This window comes from Pseudoalteromonas sp. J2K-J979, from assembly GCF_058169715.2.
In genome coordinates, this window is sequence record NZ_CM200282.1 from 667,252 (window position 1) to 689,505 (window position 22,254).

At 42.4% G+C, this 22,254-nt stretch carries 16 protein-coding genes; 10 read left to right on the forward strand and 6 right to left on the reverse strand.

What is annotated here, in order from left to right; genetic code table 11:
* Positions 1 to 179 precede the first annotated feature (179 nt).
* Positions 180 to 779, reverse strand: coding sequence for an outer membrane beta-barrel protein (locus AC3KVK_RS19490; RefSeq protein WP_490313564.1), 600 nt, complete (start codon positions 777 to 779; stop codon positions 180 to 182).
* Positions 780 to 958: 179 nt separating this feature from the next.
* On the opposite strand from AC3KVK_RS19490, the gene AC3KVK_RS19495 reads away from it, so the two are divergent.
* From AC3KVK_RS19495 to AC3KVK_RS19510, 4 genes are all read left to right on the forward strand, one after another.
* Complete coding sequence (locus AC3KVK_RS19495) at positions 959 to 2,824, forward strand: CHASE2 domain-containing protein (protein WP_490313565.1); 1,866 nt, start codon at positions 959 to 961, stop codon at positions 2,822 to 2,824.
* The gene (locus AC3KVK_RS19500; protein ID WP_490313566.1) at positions 2,806 to 3,279 is read left to right on the forward strand and encodes an SH3 domain-containing protein; all 474 of its coding nucleotides are present in this window, start codon (positions 2,806 to 2,808) and stop codon (positions 3,277 to 3,279) included. Before AC3KVK_RS19495 ends, AC3KVK_RS19500 begins: the two co-directional genes overlap by 19 nt.
* Entirely contained in the window at positions 3,276 to 4,154 is an 879-nt protein-coding gene (locus AC3KVK_RS19505; RefSeq protein ID WP_490313567.1) for a M48 family metalloprotease, read from the forward strand. The genes AC3KVK_RS19500 and AC3KVK_RS19505 overlap by 4 nt, the downstream gene beginning before the upstream one ends.
* Positions 4,155 to 4,271: 117 nt before the next feature.
* Positions 4,272 to 5,600, forward strand: a complete 1,329-nt coding sequence (locus AC3KVK_RS19510; protein WP_518526949.1) for an IS4 family transposase — start codon at positions 4,272 to 4,274, stop codon at positions 5,598 to 5,600.
* Between the two features lie 12 nt (positions 5,601 to 5,612).
* Here AC3KVK_RS19510 and AC3KVK_RS19515 read toward each other — a convergent pair whose 3' ends face one another.
* Genes AC3KVK_RS19515 through AC3KVK_RS19525 form a run of 3 tightly spaced genes read right to left on the reverse strand, consistent with a single transcriptional unit; the run spans position 5,613 to position 8,692 of the window.
* Positions 5,613 to 6,269: a hypothetical protein gene (locus tag AC3KVK_RS19515; RefSeq protein WP_490313383.1), complete on the reverse strand. Its 657-nt coding sequence runs from the start codon at positions 6,267 to 6,269 to the stop codon at positions 5,613 to 5,615.
* Positions 6,259 to 6,849: a sigma-70 family RNA polymerase sigma factor gene (locus tag AC3KVK_RS19520; protein WP_490313382.1), complete on the reverse strand. Its 591-nt coding sequence runs from the start codon at positions 6,847 to 6,849 to the stop codon at positions 6,259 to 6,261. The genes AC3KVK_RS19515 and AC3KVK_RS19520 overlap by 11 nt, the downstream gene beginning before the upstream one ends.
* Positions 6,850 to 6,874: 25 nt before the next feature.
* Positions 6,875 to 8,692 (reverse strand): vWA domain-containing protein, encoded by a 1,818-nt coding sequence (locus AC3KVK_RS19525; RefSeq protein ID WP_490313381.1) that lies wholly within the window; start codon positions 8,690 to 8,692, stop codon positions 6,875 to 6,877.
* A gap of 242 nt (positions 8,693 to 8,934) precedes the next feature.
* Here AC3KVK_RS19525 and AC3KVK_RS19530 point away from each other — a divergent pair, with 242 nt between their 5' ends.
* Both AC3KVK_RS19530 and AC3KVK_RS19535 read left to right on the forward strand, forming a co-directional pair.
* Complete coding sequence (locus tag AC3KVK_RS19530; RefSeq protein ID WP_490313380.1) at positions 8,935 to 12,660, forward strand: response regulator; 3,726 nt, start codon at positions 8,935 to 8,937, stop codon at positions 12,658 to 12,660.
* Positions 12,661 to 12,662: 2 nt separating this feature from the next.
* Complete coding sequence (locus AC3KVK_RS19535) at positions 12,663 to 13,667, forward strand: GGDEF domain-containing response regulator (protein WP_490313379.1); 1,005 nt, start codon at positions 12,663 to 12,665, stop codon at positions 13,665 to 13,667.
* A 39-nt stretch (positions 13,668 to 13,706) separates the two neighbouring features.
* Here AC3KVK_RS19535 and AC3KVK_RS19540 read toward each other — a convergent pair whose 3' ends face one another.
* Complete coding sequence (locus AC3KVK_RS19540) at positions 13,707 to 15,458, reverse strand: pyridoxal-dependent decarboxylase (RefSeq protein WP_490313378.1); 1,752 nt, start codon at positions 15,456 to 15,458, stop codon at positions 13,707 to 13,709.
* A gap of 597 nt (positions 15,459 to 16,055) precedes the next feature.
* On the opposite strand from AC3KVK_RS19540, the gene gshB reads away from it, so the two are divergent.
* The 3 genes from gshB to AC3KVK_RS19555 all read left to right on the forward strand — a co-directional run bounded on the left by gshB (position 16,056) and on the right by AC3KVK_RS19555 (position 21,516).
* The gene (gene gshB / locus AC3KVK_RS19545; RefSeq protein WP_490313377.1) at positions 16,056 to 17,090 is read left to right on the forward strand and encodes a glutathione synthase; all 1,035 of its coding nucleotides are present in this window, start codon (positions 16,056 to 16,058) and stop codon (positions 17,088 to 17,090) included.
* The gene (locus AC3KVK_RS19550) at positions 17,074 to 19,056 is read left to right on the forward strand and encodes a flavohemoglobin expression-modulating QEGLA motif protein (RefSeq protein WP_490313376.1); all 1,983 of its coding nucleotides are present in this window, start codon (positions 17,074 to 17,076) and stop codon (positions 19,054 to 19,056) included. The genes gshB and AC3KVK_RS19550 overlap by 17 nt, the downstream gene beginning before the upstream one ends.
* Before the next feature lie 123 nt (positions 19,057 to 19,179).
* Positions 19,180 to 21,516, forward strand: coding sequence for a TonB-dependent receptor plug domain-containing protein (locus tag AC3KVK_RS19555; RefSeq protein WP_490313375.1), 2,337 nt, complete (start codon positions 19,180 to 19,182; stop codon positions 21,514 to 21,516).
* 161 nt (positions 21,517 to 21,677) lie between these two features.
* On the opposite strand, the gene AC3KVK_RS19560 is transcribed toward AC3KVK_RS19555, so the two are convergent.
* Positions 21,678 to 21,851 (reverse strand): hypothetical protein, encoded by a 174-nt coding sequence (locus AC3KVK_RS19560; RefSeq protein ID WP_490313374.1) that lies wholly within the window; start codon positions 21,849 to 21,851, stop codon positions 21,678 to 21,680.
* Positions 21,852 to 21,970: 119 nt separating this feature from the next.
* Between AC3KVK_RS19560 and iscX the strand changes: the two genes are divergently transcribed.
* Entirely contained in the window at positions 21,971 to 22,174 is a 204-nt protein-coding gene (iscX, locus tag AC3KVK_RS19565) for a Fe-S cluster assembly protein IscX (RefSeq protein ID WP_490313373.1), read from the forward strand.
* The last annotated feature ends 80 nt before the right edge of the window (positions 22,175 to 22,254 follow it).

Sequence of the window (22,254 nt, forward strand, 5' to 3'; positions counted from 1 at the left end):
AGAAACCTGAACGCAGGGTCATTGCAGATTAGGTAATGGCGTCAGTGTATGAGCAAATTACGACGGTTTTATTGCGCTAGAACAAACTTATAGCCTAATAGTGATAAAAAAGGTGAAGCGTCATGCGTCCATGTAGCTTCACCTCTTGATTAATTCTGATTGCATCAGGCTGCTGATGCTTAAAATCGATACGCAACCCCGGATGAAAGCGTAAATGTCTCTAAATCGCCCATCCCAGTGTATTCGTAGCTCACTTGTAAGGCTAAGCCCGAATCCCATTGGTACTGCCAGCCAGCTTGTGAAATCAGGCCTATGCCGTCTTGTGACGCAACTTTTACCCCTGATTTGGCAATTTCATAATCATAGAAGTGCCCACCAATACGAACAAAAATACTATTGCGCTCACTCAGCGGGTATTGGCCTCGCACAGAAAGTGCATAGTTTTGATAATCGAGTTGGTTGGCATTTAAGTTAAACAGCAACTCATTATTTTGGTTACATTCATAACGATGGTCATTGATTCGGTCGCATTCCCAATCATCTGCCTCCATGCCTGCTTTTATCCCTGCTTCAAGCGCCAGCTCAGGCATAAATTGATAACGATAAAAACCATAAACCGCCACCACACCATCGCCATCCTTGTTCGAGCCTTTATATTCTGCTGCACCGACGGACACAGTCCCGCCTAAACTATGCGGGGTTTTGTTTTCCATTTTTGCATGTGCGCTTGCACCAGACAGCATTAACAATGCTGTGCTAATCAACGTTCTTTTAAACATGTTCATCATCCCTAGTTACGGTAAAAAGTTCTCGCAGGCAGTGTAAGCTTTGTTGCTGATTTAAACTGTCAGTAATCTGTAGGCAATTGTTAGTGAATGTAAGTTAGCTGTTCTGATATCAACACATTTTGCACCGTTGACGCCTACACTTAACGACAAAGATCTTAGCTAGAGCACTCATGAAATCTCATCAACAAAAACGACTCGTCATTATGTCTCTTAGTGCCACTTTGTGTCTTCTGAGTTCGTTAAGTGTGTATTTTAACTGGTTTAGTGCCCTCGATAACGCGTTGTTTGATTGGCAAAGCACCTTAATTCAATCAGAGTTAAAAAGTGACGAGGACATTGTGGTCATTGCGATTGATGACCTGAGTTTAAATGCCATGACCCCCATTGCTGGGCGTTGGGTTTGGCCAAGAAGTGTCCATGCGGAACTGATAGAAGGACTACAACCTTACGCTGTTCAAGCCATTGCATTTGATATTTTATTTATTGAGCCTGATATTTATCGCCCTGATGACGATCACTACTTTTATGAAGTATTGCAACACAGCCCACATGTGTTTTTACCGATTTTGGCTTTGCAAAGTCAAAGCCCTTTAGATAAACCTTTACACGAACTGACAGCCAATTTACCGCTATTTGCGACTCAGCCTTCAGCTCATTCACCAAATCATACGTTATTGTGGCCTACCCATTTTGACGTGAGCAAACAACGCTTAGGTGCAATCAATTTATTAAAAGATAGCGATGGTGTCGCCCGCCATTACGCATTGATTCATCCACTCAGCAATTGGCAAATCACGTCGTTGCCTGCGGCTATTTTAACCTATCTCAACGTCGAGTTACCGTCAGAAAAAACGCTCCGTTTACAGTGGCGAGGCAATCAGAATACGCCCTACAAAACATTCCATTACAGTGCAGTTTATCAAGCAATTTCTGAACAAAATGATGCTTATTTGCAGCAATTTAGTGGTAAAACAATTCTGATTGGCACAACATCAGCTGGCTTATACGATGCCCGCCATGTGGCCGTCAATGATAACTTACCGGGTATTTATATTTTAGCCACTGTGCTCGATAATATTTTGCATCAACATTATTACCAATCTATTTCTGGGCTTTGGATTAATGCATTATGTGTGTGCTTCATCTTTATGATGGCGCTCATTTATGGGTATTGTACGACCTATTCACAGCAAATAATTCGTGCTTGCCTATTGGTGAGTCTGATTTTGACGTTAGGCTTTTACACCTCCTTGTGGCTACTCAAACTCAGTATCTATGTGGCAAGTGGCACTGTAATGGCTCACACCTTACTGACCTTAATTTTATTCTGTGTGGTATTTGGATACATGGAATACCTCAGCCGGGCAAAAGCACAGCTATTATTTGGGCGGTTTTTAGATCCGAATGTGGTGAAACAATTATTAGATGAGGGAAAATTTAATACTGAGCAATTAAATCAAAAAAAGCAGGTTAGTATTTTGTTTTCGGATATACGTAACTTTACGACGTTATCAGAAATGCATGACGCTAACACAATATTAAATTTGCTCAATCAATACTTTAAGTCTCAGGTAAATGTCATTTTCGAACAACATGGTACGCTCGATAAATTTATTGGCGACTGTGTGATGGCTTTTTGGGGCGCACCGGTGGATGATCCTCGGCATGCGATTCATGCCGTGCATACCGCACTCGCCATGGAACGTAATTTATTGGCATTTCGAGCGTCACAGCCTGCTGCTTTTCAACAACTTGAAATTGGTATTGGCATTCATTGTGGTGACGCAATTGTAGGATTTATCGGCACTGAGCAGCGCGTTGACTATACTGTGCTTGGTGACAATGTCAATTTGGCCAGTCGCATCGAAGGGCTCACCAAAGATCACAATCGGATTTTAGTGTCCGAGCAGATCATGATGTTAGCCCGCAGTGAATTTACCTTTGAATATCAAGGCGAATTTAGCGTCAAAGGTCGACATGAAACTGTCAAACTCTATACACCTATTAGGAGTTTACCATGCTCAGAATCCCCTTAGTGGCTGCCTGTTTGTACCTATTCAGCTTCCCCCTTGTGGCGCAGATGCAACAAGGGGACACAGTCAAAGAGACCCCGGTTCATCAAGCAGCCACGATTAGCAGCCCAGTAATCAGCCACCTACCCGCAGACACACCTATTACCATATTGCAACGCCAACGAGCGTGGTACCACGTATCCCAACAAACCTCGCTCAACGGCTGGGTCAAAATGCTCAATGTGCGATTTGCCACCAGCCCAAAACGAGCGGGTGAAGTTGGGCTCGGACAATTATTACAATCCGTATCAGGGGTGCGCTCCACAGAATCCACCGGGATCAGAGGGTTTGATGCCGAATCGCTCAGTAATGCAGTGCCCAATCCAAGTGCAGTGTTACTGCTTGATGGATTCGTTATTACTTCAGCGCAGCAACACGCTTTTGTTAAACAAGGCCAATTAAAAGGTGCTAAACCATGAAACACTCACTCCCGTTGACACTGTTCGTTGCTTGCCTAATGCTGAACGGCTGTAATGCAACAGGACTTAAGATTGGCAGCCTTGATGTTGGCGCGTTAGTTAATAGCGGCACGGCACTGTGGGATGCTCACCAGATTGATGAACCTCAAGAAATTCAATTGGGCAAAAATATGGCCGCCGCATTACTCGGCACGCGTCCCCTATCTGACAATCGCGATCTGAATATTTACGTTAATCAAATCGGAACATTACTCGCCAGTCATTCAGAGCGTCCTCACCTGCCTTGGCGGTTTGGCGTCATTAATTCCAGTGCGATAAATGCCTTTGCCGCTCCAGGTGGCTATGTGTTTATCACCACCGCGATGTTGACAGAACTCAATGATGAAGCTGAATTGGCAGCGGTATTAGCCCACGAAATCATCCATGTTACGGCTATGCATCATCTCAAACACTTGCAAGATCATGCCTTGCGAAATGCGTTAACCGACACAGCGTTTGTTTCTGCTCAAGCCTATCAAAGTAATACTGGTGCTTCTTCATCTGAACAACAATATCGGCAATGGGCTCAAACAATTACTGAGTCCGCCCATGAACTTTATACCCAAGGTCTCAGTCGAGATGATGAGTTTTCGGCCGATCAACAAGCACTAACTTTGTTAGTCAAAGCTGGCTATGATCCATTTGCCATGTTAGCTAATTTACAGCGCCTTTCGGCAATCGCACCTGATGATTCTGCTTTAGCTTTGTTATATCAAACTCACCCAACACCGGATGAACGCTTACTTTATCTTGCAAAAGATGTCGCGCTATTTGAAACGCAAACAGGTCAAAGTTTAGCTGCACGCTTTGAGCAGACTGTGCGTCCGAAACCTTAACCAAGCTCGCATCAAAGAGGCCTAAGGCTAATGCCGATCAGTTAAGTAACAGATCGGTTGACCGATCAAAATGATCATGCAAAATCCGTAATCAGGTAACTGATTACGGATTTTTTTGTGAATATAGAACAAGCTCTGCATACAACTTTTGAAGAAAGCACTCGCTACCATACATTTGAAAAACTAAATGAAATACTATCGCCAGAAATAATCGAGCAAGGCTTCCAACAAGCAGGCATAGCTACACTTAGAAAGCGTCGGTTGCCATTAGAAGCTGTGCTGTGGTCAGTCATTGGTATGGCATTGTTTCGTAAAGAATCTGTCTGGAATATAGCAACTAAATTAGACATTATGCTACCAGGAAAAAATCAGTTAGTTGCACCTAGCGCGATGGTTCAGGCGCGTCAGCGGTTAGGTGAAGAATCGGTTAAACAAGTATTTAATAAAGCTGCCAAAGCTATGTACCATGAGGAAGAGTTTGAAACGTGGTGTGGCTTGAATTTATTGGCTGTTGATGGCGTTGTTTGGCGAACACATGACTCACCAGAAAACCGAGAGGCTTTTTCATCAGCCAACAATCAATATGGTGACACGGGCTTTCCACAAATTCGAATGGTTTGTCATATGGAACTTACCAGCCACCAGCTTATTACGAGTGAATTTGATAATTATAAAACCAATGAAATGAAGCTTGCTGAGCGCCTAATCGATAGAACGCCAAACCACTCAGTAACGATGTTCGATAAGGGGTATTATTCGCTTGGCCTGTTAAACCGATGGCACCAGGCTGGTGAAGAAAGACACTGGTTGATTCCCGCACGGTCAGATTTACAATATGAGGTTATCTCAACTGCTGGTAAAAACGACCAACTTATTTCGCTTCAAACTACTAAGCATGCCCAAAAGAATTTCTCGGATGTACCAGAGGTTATTGAAGCGAGACTAGTGAGTAAAACTATCAAGGGTAAGACCTATCGAATATTAACCTCTATGACAGATAGGTTGCGTTTCCCAAATAGTGAAATCGTAGATTTATATTGCCATAGATGGGAAATCGAACTTGGTTATCGAGAAATAAAACAAACGATGCTAGATAGTTCATACCACTTGAGAAGTAAACGCCCTGACATGGTTAGACAAGAAATATGGGGCGTACTTTTAGCGTACAATTTAATTCGACGGCTGATGACGATGGCTGCAACGCCTCAAGGGTTATGGCCTAACGAGCTGAGTTTTTCGAGCTGCTCTATGGCAGTAATCCAATACTTCTCCTCAATATCAATTATGAGCCCTGGGAATATTCCCATGCATTGGGAACATTTACTTAAAACTCTCGCCCTATTCAGATTGCCCGCAAGGAGGGAAGATAGGCGATACCCACGGTGCATAAAACCGAAGCCATCGAAGTATCCTAATAAAAAGAAAAATGCCAGTCAGCTTAACTGACTGGCATTAGGCCTAAGGCCTCTTTTCTTCGTCGAGGAGCTGCCGATGCTGCACTGACAAATGCGCGTTTAAATATGGGGCTTCTTTAAGCAAGGCTTTTAAGCGTTCAGCTGCCTGTATTGGCTTATTTTCAGCCAACAGCGTATCCACTTCAGCAAGAGAATCTGCATCTTTAGCTGAAAGCTCAAGTGTTTTAATATCTTGGATTTTTTCTTCTTGAAGCGCTCGGGCGCGCGATACAGGGCGCACTGCCTGCTCTTTTTTTAGCCGTAATGGCTCATTGAGTTCTCGAAGTGGCGCTTCAAGTTGAAGGGTTTCTAAAGTTGGTTTGCTCTGCTTGATTTGTCCGGCCTCATCTAAGGCTTCGTTGATTTGAGGCAATATCTGAGAAGGGGCTTCATCGGCGACGTGTGGCTCTTGGTGAAATACCGGAGTGTTTTGCCAATAGAGTAAAGCAACGAAAACCATCGATGCCACAGCCGATACGGGGGTAAACCAAGAACGAGACAGTGTTTTTAAAAACGAAGCCGTTCCTTGTTCGGCTGGAGCCGTTTTAAGTGCAGCTTTAGCTTGGCGTAAAATAGCCTGATCCAATTCAGGTGAAGGCATTTGTGTTGCACCTTGCCGATACAAAGCGGTGACTGCGTCATCCGTTAGTTTATTGCCCATAATCCGCTCCTAATTTATTGACCAAACAACGCTTCAATTTACTCATTGCATAGCGAATACGGCTTTTTACACCCTCAGGTAATTCGCCAATGATCTGTGCAATTTCACTGACACTCAGTTGCGCTTCATGCCTGAGTAAAAAGGCTTCTTTTTGTTCCAAGGGCAATAACGAAAGACAACCTTTTAGCATCTCAACGTGTTGATCTGTTTCGACTCGGTCACTGTTCGAAGGTTCATAGGCGACCAATTCAATCACATTACTGACCTGTTCCTCTGGGACCATCGACGCGACACGTTGAGTTTGTACCTTTTTTCTTCGCATTGCATCTATGAGTAGATGTCTGGCTAATTGATAGAGCCACGTTGTAAACTTAGCCGTAACTTGATAGGCACTGCGTGCTTTGATGATTTTATTCCACAGCTCTTGAAAGAGCTCCTCAGCCAAATGATGATCATCACATTGACGAGCAAAAAAACGAAACACGCTGTTTTTGTGTCGACGATATAATTGCTCAAACGCCTGTATATCGCCTTGACCATACTGCAACATCAGTGCCTCGTCTGATTGCGGATGTATCATTGAGTGTGTTGCTCCTGTCATCATATTATTGTTGCAACGCGTCAGCGTTTCGAACTAGTTGGACAAATTCACTGCGGTAGCCAAAGGGGTCGACGCCTTTGTTTGCCTTGGCCAATTCAATACAAGCTTGATACTGCCACTGCCCCGTATATTTTGCACCCTTTAATAACTGAGCAAATCCTGCGACGGCAGCGGCAAACTGAAAGTCTGAACTTGCTTGCGAAAAGTGCGATTTTGCTTCTTTGGCAAAAATAGCGTGGCTCATTAGTTTGCTGGTATCACTGTTTGGCGCTTTGTAGCGTAACTTTACAAAGGCCAGTTCATTGTGCTGCGCTGAAAAGTCTGAAGCGCTCGACATTGACTGCTTAGAAGCGGAATAGCGTAAGTCATCAATTTGTTTAGCTGTTGAGTTGGCAAGTGTAATTTCATACAACGCCGTTACAGTATGACCTGCACCAAGCTCGCCTGCATCCACTTTATCATTATTAAAATCTTCCGTTGCTAACAGACGATTTTGATAGCCAATCAGACGATATTCAGCAACCAAGTGAGGATTAAACTCTACTTGAATTTTTACATCTTTAGCTATGATCTGCATACTGCTGCTAAGCTCATCTACCAGCACTTTTCTTGCTTCATTAATAGTATCAATATAGGCATGCTGCCCATTACCTATATTGGCCAATTGCTCCATTAAACCATCATTGTAATTACCTTGACCAAAGCCTAAAGTCGTTAAAGCTATGCCCGATTTTCGTTTCTCTGCCACGAGACTTTTTAATTGTTCAATCGATTTCACCCCGACATTAAAGTCACCATCAGTGGCCAAAATCACGCGATTAATGCCCCCTTCTTTAAACTGTTTTTGAGCAATTTGATACGCCAGTTCAATCCCTTGACCCCCATTAGTTGACCCACCAGCACTGAGCTTATCTAGAGCATTAATGATCGCAGCTTGATCATTGCCTGCAGTCGCATCGAGCACAACACCCGCCGCGCCGGCATAAACGACGATTGCCACCGAGTCATCATTGTCGAGCTGTTTGGTAAGCATAATTAAACTCTGCTTGAGAAGTGGCAGTTTATCGACCGAATTCATTGAGCCCGAAACATCCAGTAAAAAGACCAAATTGGCTGCTTTTAGCTGAGATTTATCGATTTCATACCCTTTTATCCCTATTTTCATAAGCTGGCGATGTATATTCCAAGGCGCAGGTGCCACCTCACTGTGGACGTTGAATGGTAAATCTGCAGATTCCGGAGCAAGATATTGATAGTCAAAATAGTTAATAAATGCTTCTTCTCTGATCGCATCACTTGGCGGACGTTGTCCCATTTTTAACCAGCGCCGACTATTGCTATAACTGCCAGTGTCGACATCAATAGAAAAAGTCGAAACAGGCTCTACGCTTACTTGCTTAACAGGATTTGGCAATGACGATAAATAACGTTCTTGATTCTCTGGCAGCGTCAAATTCGGCGGCATTATCGGTGTTGGATGAATGGGGATTGGCATAGGAGGGTACAAAGCTGCCATTCGTTTACGCGTTTGTACACTCGTAGGAGCGGGGGCACTTTGCACGGGTGCCATCAATTGCCCATCAGCTGAGTGCCGATACTCCAAACTGCGTACAGACAGTTCACTCAATACTTGCTCCGATTTTTTTGGACTTTCTGCCGCCACTTTAGGCAACTCTTTTATCGGCTGATTTTGGCGGGTTTCTTTTTCTGGTTCAGATATGTCTGCGCGGTTACAACCAACAATGGAAGATAACGTTAACGCGATGAGTAAACCCATACGCAATGTGGGTACTTTTCGAATAATCAGTTTTTTCTTGGTCATGGGCGAATACACTCTAATTAACAAACATTATCTCTATAAACGCAGCACCTAATTAAACGGGGTTAACTATTTGAACAATATTTTCAGTAAATGAAATAACAGCTGAAAAATTTGTTTATTACACCGTATTACCACTTCTTGTTTAACTAACGTTGTAGACTAGACTTGAGAGAATAATAAAAAGTGACTGTTCAGTCATCACAACGACGAATTAGCATTTTTAAAATTCTGTTAGGAAATGTATGCAAGGAAGCACCCCAAAAGAGAGCGAGCAACAAACAGCTTTTAATTCAATCAAATTAAGAGATCGCTTAACCTCAGCCATGTTGCTGCAAATGTCTATTCGTTTAACTCTGATTGTAGTGCTCGTGTCAGCTGCTACCTATTGGCATATCACCACCATTTATGAGGGGCAGGTGGTTGAAACACTAGACAAATACATTAAAGAGCGCAGCGAAAAAGAAAGCGCTATATTTCAATTGGCGGCCGATAATCATGACACAATAAAACAACGTTTTCTCCTTGCCTATCAAAGTGGCCGTAATGTCAGCGACGCAGAATTTAATCAGTATTTTGTTAAACAAGACGATGGGACCACTCGTTTATTAACAGATGCTTTTTATGGTTTAGCTTACAACCATGGCGATCAACTTGAACACTTAACAGGTTTTGTTGGCCCTCAAGCACCAATTAATGACCAAGTATTTCGAAATAAATTAAATATCGCATATCACTTAATGGCGCAATACGGCCCAGCTTGGGTCAATCGCTTTGAGAGTGTGTACATCACCATGCCAGAAAACGTGGTGATCATTTACTGGCCAGGTTTGCCTTGGGCGATTAATACTCCAGCTTCTCTTGAAGTCACTCAAGAGCCGTGGTTTAGTATTGTTATGCCAGAAAATAACCCTGAACGCATCCCTGTTTGGACAGATTTATATTATGACTCAACGGCAAAAGATTGGATGGTTTCCTTAGAAACGCCTGTCGACTTGAATGGCGAAAACCTGATCAATATTGGCCATGATATTTTATTAAAAGACTTACTCGAACGGATCATTCATGAAAATTTAGAGGGTGCGTACAATTTTATGGTAAACCAAAAAGGCCAATTAATTGCTCACCCCGATATCGAAACCACCTTAAAAAACAGCCCAACTGACTACGCGTCCAAACTTAATCCCACCGGAGCATTAGGTGAAGCAATCAAAGCGATACAGCAAGAGTTTAAGGGTGAAAATACCATTATTTTCAATGAATCACTGCAAGCTTGGCTAGCCATTGGCCCCATAAAAGGCCCGCAGTGGTTATTAGTCACTGTGTATCCTGAAGATTTAGTCATGCAAGCGGCGCGCTCCACGGCAAGATTTGTTCTTATTATTGGCTTAGTGTCGCTCATAGTCGAAATGCTGATGTTATATGTCGTGACACTCAATAAAGTTGTGCGGCCTCTTAAAATGCTCGGCGAAGCCTCTGCCGAGATTGGTAAGGCAAATTATCAGCTCGTGGCCAATGGCCTCATTAAGTTACCCAATGATCGCAAAGATGAAGTTGGGATCTTAGCCAATGCATTTAAAGAAATGGCGACCCGTCTGTTTGACTATCACAATACCTTAGAGCACAAAGTCGCAGAGCGAACGACAGAGTTAGTCGAATCGCGTAAAAAGGCGGAGTCTGCCAGTAAAGCCAAGTCTAATTTTCTTGCCCACATGAGCCACGAAGTACGCACGCCAATGAATGCCATCATTGGCTTAAGCCAATTGATGCTCAAAACTAAGCTTAACAAACGTCAGCGTGACTTTATGGAGAAAGTGCTGTCTTCATCAGATGTATTACTCAATACCCTCAATGATGTTTTAGATTACTCAAAAATCGAAGCCAATAAACTAACTCTAGATTACGTGTCTTTTGATTTACGGGATGTCTTACGCAGAGTCACCAATATCAGTGCGTATAAAGCGCAATGTAAAGGGGTTGAATTATTACTCGATATCGATAAAAAAGTGCCTTTTTTATGGGTTGGTGACCCAATCCGCCTAGGGCAAATACTGATCAATCTTGCAAGTAATGCCGTAAAATTTACCGAACAAGGCGAAGTCATAATTCGTGTAAAACTGCTCGCTCAACAAGGTCAACAGCACACTTTACGTTTTAGTGTAATTGATACTGGCATTGGCATAGATCAGGAGCGAATCGACCAACTTTTTTCACCTTTTATTCAAATGGACTCCAGCATAACCCGAAAATATGGAGGTAGCGGATTAGGCTTAGCGATTTGCCGTCAGCTGACTGAATTGATGGGCGGGCGAATTTGGCTCGAAAGCAAGCTCAATGTCGGAAGTCAGTTTCATTTCACCTGTAAATTAACCATCAATGAAGATGATCCCATCCACGTTTGGCCAAAACAAAGCCGACTTAAAGGCAAACGCGCCCTCATCGTCGATGATAACGCGATGGCCCGTGAAGTACTCGCTGATATTCTCGATTCATTGAGTCTGCAAGTGACCCGAGTCGCTGATGGCTATGCCGCTCTCGATGAATTAGAAAAAGCCAGTCAGAAAAATACCCCCTATGATGCCGTTTTCTTAGACTGGAATATACCCGGTCTGAATGGTGTTGAGACCGCAGTGCGCATCGCCAGTAATCCAAAAATCACCTTACCCGCTGCGATGCTGATGGTTACGGCCTATGATGTCGACAAGTTTGAATCTGATGCACATGATGCCAATATCAAAAAAATCATTGCCAAGCCCGTAGACGCTTCTTCTATCCATGATTCGCTGATGGAAATTTTCTTTCAAGAAAAGGCACCCAGCACAGCGCTTGAAAAACGCGAGCTTAACTTAAAATCTAATCTAGATTTAAGCGCTTTAAGAGGCAAACAAGTATTGATCGTCGATGACAGTATTTTAAATCGTGAGGTCGCGACTGAATTTTTGAGTGACGTAGGGATTGTCGTCACCACTGCAAATAATGGGCTTGAAGCACTAGAAAAAGTGATGCAACAAGCCTTTGATTTAGTCCTGATGGATGTGCAAATGCCTATAATGGATGGATTAAGTGCCACTGCAGAAATCAGAAAAAATGCCAATTTGGCTCACTTGCCCATCATTGCTATGACCGCGCACGCATCTCCTGATGACTATAAACGCAGCTTAGATGCTGGCATGAATGACCATTTGAATAAACCCATAGATCATCAACTCCTTTATTTAACTATTACTCGCTGGATTGATGCCAGCGCCACGCTAAATCCTTTAAGTGCCGATGCTCCGATAGAATTTTCTCCTTACAATGAAACGGTTTGCTCTGATACATCAACACAATCTAACAATATCTGTCCCATCCAATTATCTGGCTTTGATACGCAATTTGGTCTCGAAAAACATCAAAACAAAATCGATCTCTACCTTAAAATGCTGACGATGTTTCACAACGAGTACCAGTACTTCGCACAGCAAATAGATAGCCTGCTCAAAATTCATGACTATGAATCTTTACATCGTTTTTTCCACACAGTTAAATCATCGGCAGCCAGCTTAGGTGAGCTCACACTCAGTGACCAAGCAGCTCAATTAGAGCAACAAAGTTTATCGCTTATAGAAGCCACCAATGAGTGTGACTTTGCACAATTTAACGCAACGCTCGCAGAGTTTTGTAAACAGTTTAATCATGCCATTGATGTTTTGACTTCTTTGCCAGATCGGAATTCTAAATTCAATCCCGCCCCAAAAACAGTAGATAACCAGCAAGATATTCAACAAATCATTTCCCAACTAAATCACTTTTTAGACGATGATGATGCCGCCGCAGAGCATTTGATAGAAAAGTTAAAAAATACCAGCCTTGGTGCTGAACATCAGGATGTGATTGATAAAATTTCAGCTAATATTCAAGAAATTGACTATCAAGCTGCCAGTCTGCACCTACAAGAACTAACCAGTAAAATGAAGGAATATGGGGTATAAATATGGATAACTCGCATCAACCACGCTCTGACCATAATCATTTAGAAATGCAGGCTGAGTCCAGTCTCACAATCGATGATACCAAAGACCCTTTTTCTTTAATGGACAACGATCCTGAGACTATTTTGATCATTGATGATGCCAAAGACAATCGCACTTTGCTCTCTGAATTATTGATGCCACAAAGAAAAATTATTTTGGCAAAAGATGGCGCTCAAGGACTCAGTCTTGCTCTAAAACACATTCCCGATTTAATTTTACTGGATGTAATGATGCCTGGGATCAGTGGCCACCAGGTGATCCGCTCTCTCAAAAGCGATGAGCGCACCATGCATATTCCAGTTATTTTCATTTCAGCTAAAATTTCCGCCGATGATGAAAAATATGGCTTAGATCTGGGAGCTGTTGACTACATCAGCAAACCTTTTCATCCTGCAATTGTAAAAGCGCGAGTCAAAAATGTTTTACGCGAACAACGCAATAAGAAGCTACTCGAAAAGCTGGCGTTGGTTGATAGCCTCACTGAAATTTATAACCGTCGTTTTTACGAACTTGATATTCGCAAAGTTTGGAATGCTTGTCGTCGTGATGAAAAACCCGTTTCAGTTGCGCTTATCGATATCGATTTTTTCAAAAGCTACAATGATGAATATGGCCATTTAAGCGGAGATGATGCCCTAAAAATGGTGGCACAACATATTAAACAGCAACTAAAACGTCCCCATGACATCATTGCCCGCTATGGCGGAGAAGAATTTGTTGTTGTTTTACCTGACACCCAGCGAGATGATGCGCAGCGCATCATGACTGAGATTTGTTTGTCAGTCGAGCAATTGGAGTTAGCACATTGCTCTTCAGCCATTTCCCATTACATCACTATCAGCATAGGAGGAGCCACGATCACACCCCAAGACGAAATCAGTCATGAAGGATTTGTAAAACAGGTCGATCAATTTTTATATCAAGCAAAAGCCCAAGGACGAAACCGCGTCTGTTGGCAACCTTAAAAAGAGTGAAACCACTGCTTTTAAGGTTGTTCCTTTACTCTAATCGCTTTGTTTAACGCCTTTTTCAGCTTGCAAATCAAACGCTTCTGGTTGAGAAATATCATGTAAAAACGCTTCTAACGTACTACTTTGTCTATCCCACAAACAGTACAAATGCACATAATGCCGATTGACCCTTTCAGATCCAACCATCACTTGCTCTTGTGCTTCGCATAATGAATATTTAAAACTAATAGCAGCATTGGTGCGACGAAACACCAAACATAAGGAAAACTGTGAACGGTGTAACCAAATATCAATGCCATCACGCTGGCGGATCATCTGTGCTAACTCGGTCATTTTTTGATGCAATGCAATCGCCATAGTAAGCGACTTAACCGCTCGAGACTGTAATTGCGCGTATCCCGCTTTGCCCAGTAAAGACCAAAGTGTTAATGCCGCCAACCCATTTCGAGACCCGGCGAGTGTTGAGTCTGCCGCACCTGTGTAGTCAGGGTTATTCATGGTAGCCAAATACTTTTGCTTACTCATATAAATACCACACGGTGTCGGCGCACCTAAAAATTTATGGCCACTGGTGACAATCGAGCTGATATAGGGCAAGTTAAAATCAAACTCAGGAAATTTCGCCCCATATTCTGCAAAATTATCCTGATTAAGCGCCCCCGACTTCATCGCCATATTAATAAATGGCATGAAAGAAGCTCCTAGTGCACCATCAACATGAATCCAATAACCTTGGCGAATATCAACATCACCAGAGTTATCACCAAAGCACACTTCTCGATTTACCAAACCATACCTGATAAAGATATCTTTAAGTGCTTTGTAAACACCTGGAATATCATCATACGCCCCTTTAAACGTGGTGCCATAGTTTAAGACGATCAGGATTGGGTGTTCTTTTTTCGCAAAAAACTCTACTAGTAGAGTCAGTTTATCAATATCTATCCGACCTGAGCCTAGTTGCCCGGTCCCCAACTCAACTGGCTGCTCCGATGGCACATGCCGCGGCCACGGACCCCCAAGCGGGCACTCGTGAGGATACAGCTCAGATCCTACATCGTAAAATGAAGCCACATTCATCGCATGAATTGCTTTGGAAATTGAATAATGCGTATCATCAGAGAAAAATGCGATTGGCGTATAATAATTGGGGTTACTTTTTCGTTTGGTTGATTTCACTAAATGATGATCATGCTGATCTACCACTAAACGATAACCCGACAAGTAATCTCGCGCATTTAATATCGCATATAAATTGCCTTCCGTACTGCCCATACTCATGACATACCCCCAATAACTTTCTGGGTGACCTGAGCGCTGTGATGGCCAATCAGCCCGCCACACCGAGGCATAAAAATCCAACACCGCTCGCTCTGCGGCTTTGCTATTGAGAGTAAAGAAACCATTAGTGAAAGGATCACCCAAGTTATTCACCATGGTATTCATTGCAGGAAACACATCACTATAGTCAGTGTTCACCACTATTTGATAACCTAAAAAATGTGTTTTTTGTTGTGCTAGGTAGGCTAATAGCTGCTGTTGAGTAGCTGTTTGCTCTTGTTGTAATCCCATAGCAGGCAACTGCATTGACAAATCATTGAGCGCATTTAATTGATGATAAAAATACTGATTTTGCTGCTGATAGACTTTGACTGGATCGGCACTGGGTGGAGTGACGAGCAGCTCGCCATTTAGGCTATAAGCTAACTCCGGAATTTGACTGATCCAAGGGTGAGACGCTTGGCCAAAAGCAATATTGACGTTACTTTTTTTATCGACATACATAAAAACATCATCCTTGTTACTGACCACTTTTTCAGTACCCAGCGTTAATTTTCCTGCTCTAAAATGTAGTCAATCGATTGCGGTTTGACAATATTAAACACTGCTATCGAATATTAATATTTCAGATATAAATTAACTGGTTAGATTCTGCTTACTTCACGCACATCACTATTTTTGATACCTTGGTTGAAGTTGATCAGCTGTTCGAGGGAAATAAATATAATGCTCGAAGTAAAATGCGCACTATTGGATCAAAACCCTTTTTTTAGATAGGACCATAAACCGAGCCATCACTTTATCAACCGCTATTACCATTACTAACATGAGAGATAGTAACCATAAAGATATTTCAAACACGGCTTTCATGTGAACCATGTAATGTCTGTGATTGAAACCAACAAAATTAAAAACGGCGCGACAAGATAAAGCGATAAGCATGCCATCGGCAACTCGAGTTATTTTCTCTCCTAGGACATATTTTTATACCTAATCTGAAAAAATCAGACTACAATCGCGAAAACTGTGTTTTTCTTAAATAGTAACTTTAAACTTAATCAGCATAATCAATAAGTTGCATAAAAACCAAGGCGTTTTGGCATGAATATTCTTTTTTTAATGTACCCGTGGGATCGCGTTGAGCCTGAAACAGACTCAACCTTGCGATTAATCCATGAATGTGTCACACGCGGCCATACAGTCGCCATCGCAACCACTAGCAATTTAACGATGCGGGACACTGAAGCAAGCGCATTTTGCCAACTATTTAAAAAAGATGTGGTACCGACCAATATCGTCAGCTTTTATAAAAAAGCGCAGTTTTCCCAAGCTCGATTACCACTGGCAGGGTTCGACACAATTATTATGCGCGTCAACCCGCCACTTGATGTCATCGCGTTAAACTTTTTAGATTCTGTTCGTGATGATGTGTTTATTTTTAACGATATCGATGGCTTACGCGTCGCCAACAATAAGCTCTATACAGCATCATTTAATGACGTGAATAACACTTTTATCCCAGTCACCCATGTCTCAAAGTCTCCGACATATTTAGAAGAAGTATTACGCGATTCTCCCAACGATAAAATGATTATGAAACCTCTCGATGGTTTTGGTGGTCAAGGCGTCATTTTAGTCGAAAAACATGCTCAAAAGAGTTTTCACTCGTTGCTCGAGTTTTATATCAACAGTGGCGAAGGGGGCAATTACGTTATTTTACAAGAATATGTTGAAGGTGCAGAACAAGGCGACGTGCGTATTTTAATGCTCAACGGTGAGCCGATTGGTGCAATGAAACGCATACCTGCTGAGGGGGATGTGCGCTCGAATGTCCATGCAGGCGGCAGTGTAGTCAAGCATGTGCTGAGCAAACAAGAAAAGGCCCTGTGCAAACACATTGGCCCTAAATTGGTGCGCGATGGTTTATTTTTTGTCGGCATCGATGTCATTAACGAAAAGCTCATTGAAGTGAACGTACAAAGTCCTGGCGGCATTGTCCGTATCAATAAACTCAACAACACCAAGTTACAAAGAAAAGTCATTGATTTTGTTGAGAATGTAATAAATGCGCGTGAAGCTTTAAGCCAACGTAAATCTGAATTTAAACAAGCGATCCAAGATGCTCATACTATCTGAACAAGAAGCCATTGCATATATCAACCAAGGGCGCTGCTTTCATGCGCTCGTTGAAGGTGCTTTTTCATTAAAAATTGATCAATACAGTCCATTAGTGTGTACTTCCCTACACAGTGGTCAGCAATTACGTGCCGAGCTAGCTAAGTCCATTAACCTAGATTTTTCCGAACGAAACCAAGATTCAAGCTTGTACTGCGATGAACTCATTTCGTCTTTTCCGATTACTTTAATCGCTCACGACAGCCATTTTGAATACGACTTAAGCCAAGTTAAATCTCGAGTGGGCAGCCAACCCGAACGAATCGAGAATAAAGTCTGGTCTAAAACCTGGTCAGCAAAACAACGCATGTTAAGTCAACAAAAGCATGATGCGTTTTACTCTGTGCTTAAAGTATTAGTCGCGCGACTAGAAAAGCAATTTAAGCACAGTTTAGTGTTTGCATTGCAAAGTCAAAGTGTTCAATCGCAGCACACAACGTTTACTATCGATTCAAGTCAGATTGATGCAGCCCGTTGGCAAAAAGTCAATCAACACTTTGAACGACAGCTCAATAAAATTAGCTTGCCAAACCTAGCGATCACCAGCGAAAGTGATGCTCAGCCAAGTATTACCAATTATCTGAGCACGCATATTTACGCGCATTTTGATAATACCTTAGCACTGCCTTTGACCGTGCAAAAGGTGTTTTTAAACGAAGAGAATGATGAACTCTATCACCTGGTTTTAGATGAGCTGAAAGTCGGCCTCAAGCAAGCCGTGTCTGAAACGGCCGCATTTTTCATGCGCCGATTTAGCCAAAGTAGCAAGACACGTCGTGGCGACATACTCTCTTCGGCGATCCCTCAAGAAGTGCTTGAGTTAGATAAAAAATTATTTTCGCTATGCAAAAATGTCGGCACCTTGAACTTCATCAACCCAGTTAACTTAGCCAGTGAGCGGAAAAAGTTTTTTGCACAAAAAACACGTTACACTCCGCAGTTTAAATATAAACAATTGAATATCAACCCACATCAGTTCCGTGAGCAACTATATAAGTTACCTGTGGAAGATATTCTTGATGCTGATGTGCAATTATTTTATCGCCGTTTTATTGATCATCTCGCGACCAAAATCGAGTTACTCACCTCCATTGGCACAGACGATTTTATATATAATTCATTAAAATATTATGGTGAGCCAAGTAATAACGATATTGCCAATGCTGAATTTTTATTACGAGCACCTGCAATCGCCAACCAAGAAGGCCCACTTGAACATGATGCTGATGCAGCAGTGGCCTATTTTAAACAACGGGCAAAAGATTGGGGGCTAGTGTGTAAAATTGAAAAGTCAGCCAAACTTGTCGCCAAAGCCATGGTAAATAACGAAAAGCATATTCTATACATTAATAAAGATACGCTCTTTTCAGATCAAGAGCTTAATGCATTTGCGCACCATGAGCTTGGGATCCACATGGTCACTACCTTAAATGCAAAAAAACAACCTCTCAAAGTTATGTCTTTGGGTTTGATTGGTGATACTCATACCCAAGAAGGCTTGGCCATTTTAAGCGAGTACAGCTCTGGTAGTTTAACACTCAGACGCTTACAAACACTGGCGATGCGAGTGATAGCAGTGAAGTTAATGCTCACTCAACGAGACTTTTCGCTGACCTTTAACACCTTACAGCAACGATTTGAGTTAAGTGACAACGATGCCTTTACCCTCACAACCCGAGTTTATCGCGGCGGCGGCTTTACTAAAGATTACTTATATCTTAAAGGGTTCCGTGACATGCTCAATTTAAGCGCGCAGCAGGATTTATCGGTGCTACTCGTCGGTAAAACCGGGATCAGCGATTTTACCTTACTCAATGAAATGGTTGAACGGGGTTTTATGCCCAAGCCTCAAAGCCTCTTTCCGCTTAAAGTCATTCCTTCTGATCCACCTAATGTGATGGATTATCTTGTTTCTGCCATTTATTAACGCAGACCGATACAGCTTGCAACATGCAAGTTGTATCGGCTGATAAATCTGTCGTTGTTTTTTGCCCCTTTACCCTCTGTTAACTATAGTTAATTCATGATTGTGCTTTCATACTGAGTCCACGTGTCCCAGTCACCTTTATGCCTTTATTCTCCTATCGCTTTACTCTTCACGCTTTTTTGCGTGCCTACTGCGTACGCCATAAACCCAGATTTAGATTTGTTTGGTGATATAAATATTGAAGAATTGCTCAATGTTACCGTTTCATCGGCTTCTGGTCTCAATGAAACACTGAGAAATGCTCCCGCTGCAATGATAGTCGTGAGTAAAAAAGACATAAAACAACGGGGCTATCGCAGCCTTGACGAAGTCATTATGAATTTACCTGGCTTTGATAATTCAATGACCTACGGTAACGGTAATCTAACGAGTTATCAGCGCGGCTATCGCACGCCTTACACACAACGCACCCTGATTTTAATCAATGGTATTGTCGATAATCACTTGTGGACTCAAGAGGCGACACTCACTAGTACTTACCCGATCAACAATATAGAGCGGATTGAAGTTCTCTATGGCCCTGCCAGCGCAGTCTATGGTGCAAATGCTTTTTCCGGGGTCATAAATATCATTACCCAGCGCGCTGCTGACACGCTTGAGAACGCACATACACAAAGCATTAAAGTCAGCAAAGGCAGCTTTAATAGTCATAATATTGAACTCTCATTAGCGGGCGTAAAAAAGGCATGGCAATATAATATCAGTGCGAACCTATTTCAAAGTGATGAGCCAAATATTGACGATTTCGCCCCGTGGGGTTACTTAAATAATGACTTACTGAGTAGCACAGAAATTTGGGGCCCGATTGTCGCGGATCAATCATTAGCGAATGACTGCACCGCCACCGCCTGTCCTCACCAAGGCTACAAAAATAGTTTGGGTCAATATCACGACACTAGCAAAAATTGGGGGATCCTAGCCGATACCACTTATGAAAATATCACGGTTGGCTTAATTTTATGGCAACTTACAAACGGGTATGGCATCTATTACCCCAATGATCGCGGCCAACCAGGCAGTGCATGGCAACGCCATTCAAAACAATACTACCTCAAACATCAAGGTCAACTAAACGAGACATTTAAACTAACCTCCTTGGCTCTTTATCGGGAAAACCGCCAATGGGGGGACTGGGCCGAAGCTTACCCTGTGAATCCAGATTTAAACAATGGCAATGTTTTATCTGCTGTGAGCCTATCAAGATGGAACTCCATCAGCGACAGTTACCTATTTCAACAAGACTACGAATGGCAACTCGATCCCTTACTGACTCTTAGCGCGGGGCTAAAATATCAACAAAAAACCCTCACTAAAGCCTATGAAGTTTGCGGCTATTGGGAAGGATCGTATTGTTCAAGTTCAACCTCTACAGAGCCGATGCTCAGTACCGAGCCCTCAATAGCCAAACCCAGTCACCCACCTAGCCAAATGGCTGCTGATAACCTTATCGATATCAAAGATAAAGGTCTTTATGTACAAGGTATTTGGCAATTAGAACAGTGGCGGCTCAACGCCGGAGCTCGGTACGATCATAACAGCCTTTATGGCGGCACATTTAACCCTCGGCTATCAGCCATTCACTTTTTATCAGAGCAAAGCACCATTAAACTAATTTATGGAGAAGCATTTCAGGAGCCTTCAGCCGCCCAGCTTTGGGGTGGGTGGAATGGCCGCGCTGCCAACGAAGCTTTAAAGCCAGAAGAAGTGAAAAACATCGAGCTGATTTATATGTACCAGCAACCACATTGGCTCCATGATTTATCGTTATTCTACTCGCGCTACGACGATGTGATCAAAGAGGAAGCCGAAAACGCAGGGCATAGACAAAATTATGGGATTGAATACCGAGGCCAATTTAAATTTGATAACCCTTGGTATTCACAAGCCATCAGTGGCCATGTTTATTATACTTATACCAAAGCACTCAGCAGTGTGAATTACGATCATCAATTGGCTACTTGGGTCGGTGAAGGCATCGCACAATGCGAGCAACTTGCATCGGCCAATACCAATCCATGTCAAGACTTCAATACCGATGTAGGAGACATTGCGCCGCATAAAGTCAATGCGAATATTAATTTACCGCTTAGCGAGCAGGCCAATATCAATCTCACTGCCAATTGGGTATCAAGTAAAAAGCTCTATATTCGCAATCCACTGCGTGAACAACAACAAAATAACGCCAGCTATTTGACTATTGAGACTAATTTCAATTACCAAATCGATAATATTTTAGTCAGCTTTAAAATTAAAAACCTGCTCGATAAACAACATTATCATTCTGGTGTGGAGGCTGCGAGCTCAGGAAATGACTTTAGCCAACGCTCTCAAGGATGGTATAATTCACAGCTTCCACAAGTAGGTAGAAACTTTATCCTAAGTGCGACCCTAACGTTTTGATTCAATTTAAATACGTATTTACAAATTGAAATATTTCGCGATTGAAACCACTCAACCATCTTTTGCCAATATCAAGTAAGCGTGATAATGCAACTGCGCTTCATTGGCTAATGACTCAAGTAAACCTGGGCCATGGTATCGACTCGAAAAATGAATGAGGGCTAATCTAGAGGGAGCTGTTGCCGGTTGGCAAATTGTGTCACCCGTTTGGCATCACAGTGACCTGTCACAGAGCCCAATTTTAATAAATCAGCACTGGTAAAAGTCGCTTCATGTACCAATAGGCCTATTCCTTCAGATGCTTGAGTTAGTAACTCTAGGTTTTCAAACACCATTTTATGGCCACTATTCTATTTAGCGGTATAGCTTCTATACTTAATCCCAGTACTGGTTAATCTTTTATCCCAAGACTGAGACTTCTTAATTTAATTTGAAACAAGCAAAGAGGCACACTATGACCTTGAGATGGACTGACTCACAAGATATCGCCCTTTCTCTGTTGGCGCACTATCCAACCGTTGACCCCAAAACCATTAACTTTGTTGATTTACGCGAGTGGATTTTGAACTTAGCAGAATTTTCAGATGACCCAAAACATTGTGGCGAACGGATTTTAGAAGCAATTCAAATGGCGTGGATCGAAGAATATGAAGACTAATACCATGAAATAATTTAATTTCCCTCCACATTAATGATTCGTTTTTAATTTTAAAAAAATGTCGACTTTTAGCTCACTCA